Origin of the sequence: Pseudoalteromonas piscicida, from assembly GCF_002208135.1 — a bacterium.
Lineage (GTDB): Bacteria > Pseudomonadota > Gammaproteobacteria > Enterobacterales > Alteromonadaceae > Pseudoalteromonas > Pseudoalteromonas piscicida_A.
In genome coordinates, this window is the sequence record NZ_CP021646.1 from 2982336 (window position 1) to 2995887 (window position 13552).

General features: G+C 42.7%; 11 protein-coding genes and 1 tRNA gene. 9 read left to right on the top strand and 3 right to left on the bottom strand.

All coding sequences use genetic code 11. The features are described from left to right. The first annotated feature begins 19 nt into the window (after positions 1-19). The 7 genes from B1L02_RS13875 (at position 20) to B1L02_RS13905 (ending at position 6172) form a co-directional block, all read left to right on the top strand. The gene (locus B1L02_RS13875; RefSeq protein ID WP_088531491.1) at positions 20-703 is read left to right on the top strand and encodes a YggS family pyridoxal phosphate-dependent enzyme; all 684 of its coding nucleotides are present in this window, start codon (positions 20-22) and stop codon (positions 701-703) included. 13 nt (positions 704-716) lie between these two features. Beyond that, complete coding sequence (gene proC, locus B1L02_RS13880) at positions 717-1538, top strand: pyrroline-5-carboxylate reductase (protein WP_088531492.1); 822 nt, start codon at positions 717-719, stop codon at positions 1536-1538. Between the two features lie 9 nt (positions 1539-1547). Then, the gene (locus B1L02_RS13885) at positions 1548-2081 is read left to right on the top strand and encodes a YggT family protein (protein WP_088531493.1); all 534 of its coding nucleotides are present in this window, start codon (positions 1548-1550) and stop codon (positions 2079-2081) included. 9 nt (positions 2082-2090) lie between these two features. Next, on the top strand, positions 2091-2525 hold the full coding sequence (locus tag B1L02_RS13890) for a DUF4426 domain-containing protein (protein ID WP_088531494.1): 435 nt from the start codon (positions 2091-2093) through the stop codon (positions 2523-2525). Between the two features lie 8 nt (positions 2526-2533). After that, positions 2534-3127: an XTP/dITP diphosphatase gene (locus B1L02_RS13895; RefSeq protein WP_088531495.1), complete on the top strand. Its 594-nt coding sequence runs from the start codon at positions 2534-2536 to the stop codon at positions 3125-3127. Continuing rightward, on the top strand, positions 3124-4260 hold the full coding sequence (gene hemW, locus B1L02_RS13900) for a radical SAM family heme chaperone HemW (protein ID WP_088531496.1): 1137 nt from the start codon (positions 3124-3126) through the stop codon (positions 4258-4260). The genes B1L02_RS13895 and hemW overlap by 4 nt, the downstream gene beginning before the upstream one ends. A gap of 79 nt (positions 4261-4339) precedes the next feature. Beyond that, on the top strand, positions 4340-6172 hold the full coding sequence (locus B1L02_RS13905; protein ID WP_088531497.1) for a DUF885 domain-containing protein: 1833 nt from the start codon (positions 4340-4342) through the stop codon (positions 6170-6172). Between the two features lie 318 nt (positions 6173-6490). On the opposite strand, the gene B1L02_RS13910 is transcribed toward B1L02_RS13905, so the two are convergent. Continuing rightward, positions 6491-8293 carry a sensor histidine kinase gene (locus tag B1L02_RS13910; RefSeq protein ID WP_088531498.1) on the bottom strand — a complete coding sequence of 601 codons (1803 nt, stop codon included), beginning with the start codon at positions 8291-8293 and terminating at the stop codon, positions 6491-6493. A 45-nt stretch (positions 8294-8338) separates the two neighbouring features. Continuing rightward, positions 8339-9730, bottom strand: a complete 1392-nt coding sequence (locus tag B1L02_RS13915; RefSeq protein WP_088531499.1) for a diguanylate cyclase domain-containing protein — start codon at positions 9728-9730, stop codon at positions 8339-8341. Positions 9731-10184: 454 nt separating this feature from the next. Here B1L02_RS13915 and B1L02_RS13920 point away from each other — a divergent pair, with 454 nt between their 5' ends. Beyond that, positions 10185-11792 carry a methyl-accepting chemotaxis protein gene (locus tag B1L02_RS13920; RefSeq protein WP_088531500.1) on the top strand — a complete coding sequence of 536 codons (1608 nt, stop codon included), beginning with the start codon at positions 10185-10187 and terminating at the stop codon, positions 11790-11792. Positions 11793-12573: 781 nt separating this feature from the next. Here the strand turns inward: B1L02_RS13920 and B1L02_RS13925 are convergent. Further along, positions 12574-12658 (bottom strand) — tRNA-Leu (locus tag B1L02_RS13925). 317 nt (positions 12659-12975) lie between these two features. Here B1L02_RS13925 and B1L02_RS13930 point away from each other — a divergent pair. Next, positions 12976-13473, top strand: a complete 498-nt coding sequence (locus B1L02_RS13930; protein WP_088531501.1) for an RDD family protein — start codon at positions 12976-12978, stop codon at positions 13471-13473. The last annotated feature ends 79 nt before the right edge of the window (positions 13474-13552 follow it).

Below are 13552 nucleotides of genomic sequence, written 5' to 3' on the forward strand. Positions count from 1 at the left end.
TAATGAGCACAAGTACTATATGGTTACAATAGCAGAACGCTTAGATAACGCCTACGGCAGGATAGAAAAAGCCAAGCAAAACTGTCAATTCAAAGAAACAGTACAATTACTTGCGGTTTCTAAAACCAAACCTATCGCCGATATTGAGGCTGCGATTACGGCAGGTCAAACCCAATTCGGTGAATCTTACGTACAAGAGGCAGTTGATAAAGTTGCTTATTTCAAACAAAACAAAGCGCTTGAATGGCACTTTATTGGTCCAATCCAGTCCAACAAATCAAGATTAGTCGCAGAGAATTTCCACTGGGTACAAAGCGTGGATCGAGAGAAAATCGCACGCAGGCTAAATGAGCAAAGACCAAAGAACTTAAAGCCGCTCAAGGTGCTGTTGCAGGTAAATATTAGCGGGGATGAAAACAAATCTGGTTGTCACCCAGATGAAGTTGATACGCTCGCCCAGTTTATTAATGACTGCCGTCAATTAGAGCTTCGTGGCTTGATGACTATCACAGAGCAAACCGATGATAACCAAAAGCAATTACAATATTTCCAGCAAATGCGCGCTTGCTTTGATAGACTAAAGGACCAATATCAACAGCTAGATACCTTATCGATGGGAATGAGTGGCGACTTAGAAACTGCAATTGCAGCAGGTTCCACTATGGTTCGCATTGGTACTGATATTTTTGGCAAACGACAGTGAGGTGAATAACACAATGTCAAATAAGACAATTGCATTTATTGGAACGGGAAATATGAGCTATGCCATTATCGGTGGCATGATCAAAAGTGGCTTTGACGCGCAGTCAATTATTGCCACCAACCGCAATGCAGAGAAACTTGCCAAAGTCGCAGAGCAATTATCGGTAAGAACAACACAAGATAATCTAGAAGCAGTCGCCGCTGCCGACGTCATCGTCTTGTCTGTAAAACCACAGATGATGGCCGAGCTGTGTCAGACCTTTCAAGATGCAGATATTGATATTAGCAACAAACTGTTTATCTCTGTCGCCGCAGGTATTACCGTTGCACGACTGAGAGAAATGCTCGGCCAACCGGTAAAAATGGTGCGCTGTATGCCTAACACGCCATCGCTGCTCGGACGCGGTGTGTCCGGCCTGTATGGCGTCGATATCAGCGATGAAGAAAAAAGCTATGTTGAGCAAGTATTTTCATCCACGGGTATTGCCCTGTGGCTTGATGAAGAGTCGAAAATCAACGACGTTATTGCGGTAACCGGTTCGTCTCCAGCGTATTTCTTCTTATTTATGGAAGCCATTGAAGAAAAAGCTAAAGCCCTAGGCTTTAGTACTGAGGAAGCCAGAAAGCTTGTGCAACAAACTGCGCTAGGCGCGGCTGAAATGGCATTATCGCAACCAGAAATTAGCATTGCTCAGCTACGTGCTAACGTCACTTCTAAAGGTGGCACAACCCACGCAGCCGTTGAGCATTTAAAAGCACAGCAATTACCAAAAACCGTAGCGGACGCGATGGATGCATGTATCGCGCGCGCTGAAGCAATGGAAAAAGAAATCTAAAGGTGACCAATGAATGCCATGCAATTTTTAGTCGGGATCGTATTTGATCTATTTTTAATGGTCGTATTACTACGATTCTGGTTGCAGCTTGTCAAAGCGGATTTTTATAACCCGCTAAGCCAAGCGGTTGTTAAAGCGACCTCTTTTGCCGTGACTCCACTGAGAAAAATCATTCCAGGTGTGGGCGGTTTAGATCTTGCCTCTTTGGTGCTGGCATTCATTATTGGTTTTGCCAAAATGGCGACGCTGATGACGTTATTCGGTGGTTACTTTGACGCGTTAGGTGCGCTGATTGGTGGCGCTATTACGGTGGTAAAAGAAGCATTTAGTCTGGTGTTTTGGATCCTCATCATTCGCGCAATTTTAAGCTGGGTAGCGCAAGGATATAATCCCGTTGCCGCAGTGTTCGAGCAATTAACAGAGCCGATGCTAAGACCTATCCGTAAAGTGATCCCACCTCTGGGCGGACTGGACTTATCTATTTTAGTGCTAATTATCGGCATGCAATTTTTGCAGATCCTAATGATGGATTTACTGAGATAGGAGCCCCCAATGAAAGCATTTATTATTGCGTTAATGATGTTACTAGCACCTGGCGCATTCGCTCAAGATGAACAAGGCGGCCAATTTAAAGACTTAGGTCCTTGGGAAGTGCATTACATCGCCTTCCCGTCCACCTTTGTTCAGCCCACAATTGCAAAAGCGCATGGCTTAATTCGTAGTGGTAATAAAGCGATTGTGAATATCTCAGTATTAGCCGACAAGCCAGGAAAACCCGCGGTTAAGGCACGTGTTGTAGGTAGCGCCAAAAACTTACTTGGTAAAACCGTACAACTAGAATTTAAAGAAGTCGTAGAAGGTGAGGCAATATACTATCTTGCCCAATTAGATTACGACGATGAAGATATTTTTCGTTTCGACATTGAGATCAGTGAAGGTAAGCAAAGCCGCAAACTCACGTTCTCACAAAAGTTTTATGTAGAGTAGAGAAACATATGGCAAATAAGGTGGTACTTGCCACAGGCAACCAAGGTAAAGTCAAAGAGCTTAGCGCGATGCTAGACCAGTATGACATTGAGATATTACCGCAAAGTGATTTCAACGTGCCAGAGGTTGCAGAAACCGGCACGACCTTTGTGGAAAATGCCATTATCAAGGCACGTCACGCCGCTAAGATCTCTGGTTTGCCTGCCATTGCCGATGACTCCGGCCTTGAAGTGGATGCTTTAAATGGCGCACCTGGGGTGTATTCAGCGCGTTATGCTGGCGCTAACGCCGACGATCAAAAAAATATTGATCACTTACTCGCAGCGCTTGGTGAACAAACTGAGCGTAACGCCCGTTTTTGGTGTGTGTTAGTTTATATGCGCCACGCTGACGACCCAACACCGATTATTTGTCAGGCAAGTTGGGAAGGTGAAATCACCACAACGCAACAAGGCAGAGAAGGTTTTGGTTACGACCCAATCTTTAAGGTACAAGGTTTAGACTGCACATCAGCAGAGCTAACCAAGGAAGAAAAAAACGCAATCAGCCATAGAGGACAGGCACTTAAACAACTCGTCAGTCACTTTCAAGGCCTCGCGTGAAACTACCTCCATTAAGTCTTTATGTGCACGTACCTTGGTGCGTGCAAAAGTGTCCTTACTGTGATTTCAACAGCCATGGTAAAAAGGGCGATATTCCGGAAACGGAATATATCCAACATTTACTCCACGATATCAAAGCCGATCTACACTATGTTCAGGGCCGTAAACTCAGTAGTATTTTTATTGGCGGTGGCACCCCTAGCCTGCTTTCAGGCGAAGCGTACCGCTATTTACTCAGTGAAATTGAAGCGCTAATTGGTTTTGAGGATGACATTGAGGTCACTTTAGAAGCAAACCCTGGCACAGTTGAGACAGATCGTTTTAAGCATTATGTCGCAGCTGGCATCAATCGTATTTCGATAGGTGTGCAAAGCCTGCAACAGGAAAAACTCACTCAACTTGGTCGTATTCATGGCGAGCAAGAAGCGCTAAACGCCGCTCAAGAAGCCCATCAAGCAGGATTAAACAGCTTTAATCTTGATTTGATGCATGGCCTTCCCAATCAATCTGTTAGCGATGCCTTAAGTGATTTAGAAAAAGCCATTGCGATGGCACCGCCACACCTTTCTTGGTATCAATTAACCATTGAACCAAATACGCAGTTTGCCTCTAAACCTCCGGTTTTGCCAGAGGATGAAACACTCTGGGACATCCAAGAACAAGGTCAGGCACTACTTGCAGAGCACGGCTACCAGCAATATGAGATCTCGGGCTATGCCAAAGCGGGATTTCAATGTCGACATAACTTAAATTATTGGCAATTTGGCGATTATCTCGGGATTGGCTGTGGTGCACATGGCAAAATCACTTTGCCTGAGCAGCAACAGATCTTAAGAACCGTAAAGGTAAAACACCCTCGCGGTTATATGGATCTGAGTAAACCCTATTTGTACGAGCAATGGCATGTTGAAAGTGACGACAGGCCATTTGAGTTTTTTATGAATGTGTTCCGTTTAAAGACTGCTGCATCAAAACAACAGTTTGTTGACTTCACTGGTCTTGAACTTAGCACTATTGCCACGCAAATTGACGAGGCCGTAAATAAAGGCTTGCTTGAGGAAACCAGCGATTCATGGCTAGTTACAAATAAAGGCCACAGGTATCTCAACGATCTGCTAGAGTTATTTGTTTAATATAGAAATTATGCGGGTGATATTCACTGCAACCCGCATTAAAACCGCCATTCGGCAGCATATAATAAAAGGGTATAAAATGCGTAAATTAACCATTTTAGCAGCAGCGGTAAGCGTCGCGCTTATTGCTGGCTGTCAACAAACCACACACTCTCCAGCACCTGCTCCAAAAGCTGAACAACAAGTTGTAAAAAGTGAAGTAGAAAAGGCGAATGCTCTTTTTGAAGCGTCGTTTACCCGTGGCGTAATGCGCAGCCCAGTTTACCAAACTTATATGGGTATCAAACAAGACTACGACAAGTGGGATGACGGCAGTGAAGCGCGCCAACTTGAAGATCTTGAATTGACGAAACAAGACTTAGCCGCGCTTGATGCAATTGATCGAAGTAAGCTAGATGCCAATACGCAAGTGAGCTACGACTTATTCAAGCAAGGTCTTGAAAACACCATTGCTGACTTTAAATGGCGCTACCATTCTTATCCGGTCAATCAGATGTATGGTACACACTCAATGGTGCCAGCATTTTTAATCAACCAGCATCAAATTACCGACGTAAAAGATGCCAAAGCGTATATCTCACGTTTAAACGGCGTACCCGCTGTATTTGATCAGCTCATCGTTGACTTAAAAGCGCGTGCGGATAAAGGTATTATTGCACCAAAATTTGTTTTCCCTCATGTCATTGAATCAAGTGAAAATATCATCAAAGGTGCACCATTTGCAGCGGGTGACGATTCAACGTTACTGGCTGACTTCAAACGCAAAATAGCAACACTTGAAATCAGTGAAGACGAGAAATCAGCGCTGGTAAAAGAAGCTACGGACGCACTAACAACGGCAGTAAAGCCTGCTTATAACAAGTTGATAGGCTACCTACATAAACTTGAGAAAAAAGCAGACAACCGTGACGGGGCATGGAAATTCCCTAACGGCGAAAAGTTTTATAATAACGCCCTAGCACGTACGACAACCACAGCACTAAGCGCTGAAGAAATTCACGAAATCGGTTTATCTGAAGTGGCGCGCATTCATGACGAGATGCGAGCAATCAAAGAGAAAGTGGGCTTCAAAGGTGATTTAAAAACCTTTATGGAGTTCATGAAAACCGACAAGCAGTTCTACCTACCAAATACGGAAGCAGGTAAAGCACAATATTTAGCAGAAGCCAAAGCGATGATCGATAATATGAAATCTCGCTTAGACGAGCTATTTATCGTTAAGCCTAAAGCAGACATGATAGTAAAACGGGTAGAAGCATTCCGTGAAAAGTCCGCAGGTAAAGCTTTCTACCAGCAACCCGCTCCTGACGGCTCACGTCCAGGCGTTTACTATGCAAACCTTTACGACATGGAAGCAATGCCAACTTACCAAATGGAAGCGCTGGCTTATCACGAAGGTATCCCGGGTCACCACATGCAGATCGCGATTGCTCAAGAGCTAGAAGATATGCCTAAATTCCGTAAGTTTGGTGGCTACACTGCATACATTGAAGGTTGGGGCTTATATTCTGAACTTGTACCAAAAGAAATGGGTTTATACGAAGACCCCTATTCAGATTTTGGTCGCTTAGCGATGGAGCTATGGCGTGCATGCCGCTTAGTGGTAGATACAGGGATCCACGCGATGAAGTGGACACGTCAAGAAGGTATTGATTACTACGTAAATAACACACCGAATGCTAAGTCAGACGCGGTGAAGATGGTAGAACGACATATTGTAATGCCTTCACAAGCAACCGCATACAAAGTGGGTATGTTGAAGATCCTAGAGCTTCGCGAAGCCGCTAAGAAAGAGCTGGGTGATAAGTTTGATATTCGTGAGTTCCACGACGTGGTACTTAAAAATGGTCCGGTACCGCTAAACGTACTTGAATCATTTGTTGATGAGTGGGTAGCAAGCAAAAAAGGCTAAATCCTACTATTAATGAACCGAATGAAGGCCAGCATGATCAATCATGCTGGCCTTTTTAACTTATTTTTCTTACTTAACCTGAGGTTTGGATAAGAAATGAGCTAACTCATTATTTTTTAATCACCTTAAACTATCCTCTTATCTAGCCAGAGAGTTTTGGGGATAACTCCGCTTCCGCGTCATGCTACCGCCCTAGTACCTACATCCTGTAGGCAAGGCGAATTCACTTCCAATAGCTGGCTATTGGAAGTGAATTCAACGCAGTTAGCGCTAAAACTGGCTGCTAGAAAGGCATTAATTATCCGAAGTTCAGGTTGCTTACTCTTCGGTGAAATTAAATTCCGTTCCGGTTAAAATAATATGCAAGCAGGCACCGCCATGCGCTGGGCTCTGCATTTTGATTTCGCCCTTCAGCTTCTGCGTTACTAAGTTATACACAATACTCAAGCCAAGTCCTGTACCACCCGAAAAACGCTTTGAAGTGACGAAAGGCTCAAAGATAGCGGGTAATAGCTCTTTATCTATACCAGCACCGTCATCTTTAAAATAAAAATGGATATAGTCATTAATTAACACAGTAGAGACCACAATATTGAGCTTTTTCCCGTCAATCTTGGCATGCTTGATACAGTTGTTAATGCTGTATCCTACAACTTGGCTAAACACGGATGGGTAACTGTTCATTTCTAAGGTTTCGGGGATTTCGAGCTCAATGGCATAGTCTTTTTGATTTAATTCTGATTGATAGCAATCAAAGACATTTTTAACCAAATGCTTAAGGTTGAAGCTGCTCTTTTCTTCAAACTCTCGATTTACAGCCACTAGCTTGAAGTCATCTACAAGCGAAGCCGTGCGATGTAGGTTATTTTCTAATAAATAGAGCGCAGCTTCCGCCTCCGTAATTAACGTAGTTAAGGTTTGTCGCTGTAACTTACCAAGTTCAAGTTGCGATTTTAGCGTGGCGACTTGCTCTTTTAAATGCGATTGGCTGGTAATCGCAACACCAAGCGGAGTATTAAGCTCATGGGCAAAGCCACTTACCATATTTCCTAGGCTCGCCATTTTGGCTTCTTCGATTAAGCGTTGCTGCGCTGCGCTTAAACGCGCGAGCAAAGTTTCAATAAATGCTAATAAGTCATCAAGTTGATGGGCGATTTGTGCAATCTCATCGTTGCCATCAATATTTGCCCTTAAGCTAAAATCCTCAAGCTTAGCAACTTTGACTAGTACTTTATTGATAGCCAGAATATGCCGTGTGACTTTGCTATTTTGATAATTAAGTAAGATAAGCACAGCAATATTCATCAGTACAATTAAAATAAGACCATATAAAATGATACTTTCTTTACGTTCTTGCGTAACGGCTTGGGTACGGATTGATACCAGTTCAAACTGGCTTCTTAATTTTTGCTTCTCAGTGAACAGCTCCGCACGTACACCTTCACCATCGTTTAACCCTAGCTTCCTTAAAATAGTGACATAGCTTGCAAAACCCGCTTCATAACGTTTAAGCAAGTTGCTTATCTCTTCACTAAGCACGTTGTCTTTGATTAGTTGCTCAATATGCATTACTAGTTGTTCATGCTGCTGCAAATAACTTAAGTCAGCTCTTAACAAAAAGTCCTTTTCTCGACGCCGTAATTCCAATATGGCAATTTCCAACTGGGGCATAGCCTTGCCAGAAATCCGATCCTGCAAAGCATGGGCACTGCGCCTAAACTCACCGTAAATACCTGCATTTTCGTCATAGCCGAGCTGTTCATACAAATGGATAAGTTCATCCAGTTTACTAAAGTAGGCTTTTGACAGTTCATCGAGCTGTAATAGCAACGGCAATAAGGCCTCTTCATTGGCCATGGAGTTGAGTAAGTTGCTAAAGCTATCCTGGTAGCTGTACTTTAACTGGGGGATGGCAGAAACATCGTCTTTTTGTGCTCTAATAAGAATATGCTCTTCTTGATCCATGGTTCGCTGTAGAGCTGTTTGTACATGAGTAAGCTGTGTCGTAAGGCGCGCACTTCGGCTCACCTCGTAATACAAAAACCAGCTGACAAAAATAATCACAATCGCAGACGTCAGCGCGGCGATTTTGAAAAATAAAACTGATTGCTTTAGCTGCACGGCACACTCTCATCTAAATTGATACTCTGTAAGCTTAGTATAGTTCTAATGAGTTTCCTGATTTGTCTCCAAAACCTCGCTTTCTTGCTGCTGGCGTCGCGACAAGCTTTTATCGTAATACATATTGTGATCGGCCCGCGCCATTAGCTCCGAGACACTATCTTGGTTTACCGTTGGAAAAGCATAGCCAACGCTCACCGTCGTTTGAATGGTGTGTCTATCAACTTGTAGGGGTTGACTGGCAACCTGCTCCTTAATATTTTTTATGATTGAGTTAACCAAAGCGGCTTCTGACACTCTGTGCAAAATAATAACAAACTCGTCTCCCCCTAAACGTGCTATAAAATCGTACACTCGCACAGAGTTCATCAAAATTAACGAGACATGGAGTAATAGCTTATCTCCCACTTCATGACCAAACTTATCGTTTACCTGCTTAAAATTATTCAGATCTAGGTTAAGCAGCACAAATGACGGTTGCTCTGAACGACCAAGTAAAGTATTGAGTTGCCTAATCGCATAACGACGGTTAGGCAACTTAGTTAAATCATCTTCCAGCGAGGCTGTATGTGCTAAGTGATACGCTCGGTAGAGCACTAATAACGAGAGAAATAATATTGATGAAACAGCAGTAACCAATACCTGTGCTTGCTGCCTTGCTTCTGCATAAGTGCTCTCGTCAATTTGATAGTCAGCCACAAGCTGCCATTCACCAGAAGGTAAATTGATTGGTATGGCTAAATCTGGTGTATCAAACAAGGTGGCAGTACCATAAAAAACATCTCCCCGTTCACCTAGCCCATCTCGGCCTCGAATAGCGATAATGGCGCTGTCCAACTCGTTAATACCGCTGTATTCAAGCAGCTTTTGATAATCTAAAACCGCACTAATCGCTCCCCAGTAGTTTTCATTCCTAGGATAGTCCGAAAACACTGGAAACCTCGCAATTAACGCTTCACCACCTTGTACTAGTTGTAACGGCCCTGCAATAAATACCTTTTGAGAGGTTCTTGCTATTTCAACGGTGCGAAATTGCTCAGGGTTAGTTCGAAAATCAAAGCCGATAGCCGCTCGATTATCTTCGACAGGGTAGACATGACTGATAATATTGTTAGGTGCAAGACCAACGTGGCGAATAAGCGTCGACTTTTCAACAGCTTTTGATACAACATGCGACCAGTGCTCGATAGCAAAATCAGGGTCGATTGTAACGAAAGTAGCCAAGCTCTCAGCCAAGTAAGTGTCCATGAAAATGGCATTTTCAATTTTTGCGCGAACAAGCGAAACGTTAGACCTTACTATCTCGGTCCTTTCACTGATTTCTTGAACCACAATAGAATGAGAAATAAGATTTACCGCGTAGAAAGTCAAACTCCAGAATACGATGGTAAACAGCGATAACAGCACTATGGTTTGTTTTTCTACGGTTACCTTCATCGCCTCTCTTGCCTAATAAAATTTAGCCGCTTAAATTTACAGTAAACTAATTTAATTACAAAAGCATAGGCAAATTACTGAAAACCGCCAGTTTTATGCGGAGATAAAAACTCTTCGAAGATTTAATAATGAACGCTTATTCTCTCTTGTTGAGTATGTTTCACCAATACCTAGCGAATTCTCAGGTGGCATTTAAGACAGACAAGAAATTGCTCACATAAAATTTAATTAAATGCAATAATTACCATACTCAATCTAGTTAGAGTGTTTGTCTTATGACGACCCACCAATAAATTGGTGTTTACATTGAAAATCAGTATCGTTCATAAAAAATATGCATGGCGGCTGACACACCGTCGCTTGGAGGACCTGCTAATATGTAACATTAGTAGTCAACCCGTAAAATACGTATCAAGGATATGATTTAATAAAATTTGATATTCAGGTGGTAACAATGAAATTAAGTAAAAAACTCTACCTTGCCTTTGGTACGCTAATACTACTGATGACATTCTCGAGCATCCTAGTATGGTTCAAAATCTCATCAGAAACCGCACGAGCTTTCGAGATCAAAAATGATGATCTTCCAGGCATGATTTACTACAACCAGCTATTAGATATTGGTCATAAATTAGAGGCCTCTGCGCTCGAATATGCAAATGGTGATAAAAGCAAAAAACAGCTATTCGAGAACCTATTTGAAGAATTCAAAGAAACACATAAAACGCTTTATATCTACGAATCAAGTAAAGCTTCGGACCGTGAAAAGATGGCTGAAATACTGAACTTGATATCTCAATATCAAAAGCGCATCCAGACTGAGTTGTTCAATGTTCAAAATATAAGTCTAGAAGATAGCAACCGAGCTCTAAAATCTGCAGATGACACTTATCTTCAAGCACTAAATAAAATATTAACAGTATCTGCCAACGAAGAAAGAGCGGACGCAACCCAGTCTCTCGATAATTTAGTTAATGGCCTCAACTCAACGCTCTTAGTGATAATTATCATTTGTATCGTTGCAGCAATATTAGGGGCGATTGTGGCTTACTCAATGAATAAGTCCATTATAAATCGCCTGAGTCAAGTACTTGAAATTGCAGAGCGCGTGAGCAATGGCGATATTTCTCAGCCCGATATCGTCCATCAAGGCAAAGATGAAATAGATAGTCTTGCCTCGTCAACAAATAAAATGGCTGTTTCATTGAATAATCTGCTCAAAGAGATCAGTAAGGTCGTTGGAGAAGTGCGTACATCAAGCAGTAATATCGCCGCTACAAATAACCAAATTGCCGTACGTAGCCAATCCTCTTCAGATCAATCAACCCAAGTTGCGACGGCGATAGAAGAAATGAGCGCGACCGTTTCCGAAGTTGCAGCACAGAGTCAAGTCGCAGCAGGCCATGCTGATCAGGCAAGAGCTCTAGCAAGTCAAGGTGGTAAGTCAGTAGGCGAAACTATAGAAAAAATCCGTGCTGCTTCAAAAGATGTGCAAAGTACCGCTAGCAACGTAACCAATTTGGGCGAGCTAAGTAGTCAAATAGGCAATGTAATTAGCGTAATAGGCAGTATTGCTGAACAAACCAATTTACTCGCGCTTAACGCTGCGATTGAGGCAGCAAGAGCTGGCGAACAAGGCCGAGGGTTTGCCGTTGTGGCCGACGAAGTAAGAACGTTAGCCGAACGCACTTCAAAAGCCACAGAAGAAGTTGTATCAACAGTACAATCAATCCAATTACAAACAGAGCATGCGGTCACTTCAATGCAAAGCAGCGTGAATCAAGTTGAGCAGAGTGTTTTAATGGCGGAAGAAGCAGGCACTCAGCTTGAAGAAATTGTCAAAAGTGCTTCAGAAATCGCGACTATGATCCAGTCCATTGCAACAGCGACGGAGGAGCAGTCGGTAGTTGCAAGTGAAATGGCCCGGGATGTATCACATATTGAAGAGTCTAGTCGTAGCTCATTGCAAGACACCCAAGTTGCTGCTCATTCAAGTGAGGAGTTGCGTAAACAAGCAACGGCCCTTGCACAATTAGTGCAAAAATTCACATTACGCTCATAAAGTACCTAGTTATGTTTTAAACCTAAAAAAGCCGCTGTTATTTAGCAAGCCAATTCGTCGAGATAAATCTCGACCTACAGATAATTCAAGGCATAAAAAAACCCTTGCTAAAAAGCAAGGGTTATAAAAAGTGGTACTAGTGGGCGGACTCTTAACCTGTATTAGCGCAACCTGCGTGGCGTCCAAGTCCGATACCGTAATTTTAAAGCATAGATTTGAGGCATAAAAAAACCCTTGCTAAAAAGCAAGGGTTATAAAAAGTGGTACTAGTGGGCGGACTCTTAACCTGTATTAGCGCCACCTGCGTGGCGTCCAAGTCCAATACCGTAACTTTAAAGCATAGATTTGAGGCATAAAAAAACCCTTGCTAAAAAGCAAGGGTTATAAAAAGTGGTACTAGTGGGCGGACTCTTAACCTGTATTAGCGCCACCTGCGTGGCGTCCAAGTCCGATACCGTAATTTTAAAGCATAGATTTGAGGCATAAAAAAACCCTTGCTAAAAAGCAAGGGTTATAAAAAGTGGTACTAGTGGGCGGACTCTTAACCTGTATTAGCGCCACCTGCGTGGCGTCCAAGTCCGATACCGTAATTTTAAAGCATAGATTTGAGGCATAAAAAAACCCTTGCTAAAAAGCAAGGGTTATAAAAAGTGGTACTAGTGGGCGGACTCTTAACCTGTATTAGCGCCACCTGCGTGGCGTCCAAGTCCAATACCGTAACTTTAAAGCATAGATTTAAGGCATAAAAAAACCCTTGCTAAAAAGCAAGGGTTATAAAAAGTGGTACCAGTGGGCGGACTTGAACCGCCACGCCCGAAGGCAACGGATTTTGAATCCGTCATGTCTACCAATTCCATCACACTGGCATAATTTTTCTTTCATCTTCTAAAACAAGAGAAAATAAAGAAAAACCACTTTGAGCTCAGGCTTTTTTTATTTGCCTTCGTCTCTATGCTTTGCATTATACAAAGGCGATTAAGAACGGCAAGTAATTTTTTTGCAATACGGCGTTAACTGCTTGTTATTTGCGCACAAGCAGATAAATATTGCCCTAAAGTAAACTTTATTCCTGCCAAAACTGCAAAGACAAGGCGTTACTAATTCATCAGTTAACGTAATTCAGTAAACGTTTTATCAGTTTATGTGTAAAATACTCCGCAACCTTGTAATTATGAGAGTTGTTATGTCACATTTTGCTCCAGCGAATTTCAGCCGTCGCTTGGCTTCACTTATATACGACAGCTTAGTGGTCGTCGCGTTCGCAATGCTGACTACCGTGTTATTTTTACTCACCATCAATACCTTAATTTCATTTAACGTGCTCGCGCTTGGCAATCATGAAGACGTATCGGCGCTGATCCAAGCGGATCCTATCTTATATACACTTAGAGCCACGTTATTAGTGTTGGTTGCGGTGCTGTTTTTTGCCTATTTTTGGACTAAGAGCGGTCAAACTATCGGCATGCGCGCATGGCGCCTAAAAGTGCAAACCCCCGACGGAGCACTGTTAACTTGGCCAAAAGCAATCGCTCGTAGCCTATGCGCGCTACTTGGACTGGGTAATCTGATAGTGTTGTTAGACTTTAAAAAGAAAAGATCGCTCCAGGATATGCTGTGTGGCACTGAGGTAGTGGTACTGAGCAAAGAGGAAAATAAAAAGGTGTATAACAGCTTAGATTAACTTGTCTAAACCTCGGATAACGACTTCTTTCCTTGCCTCATCCATAAAAAATATAGGCCTCAACATGAGGCCTATATTT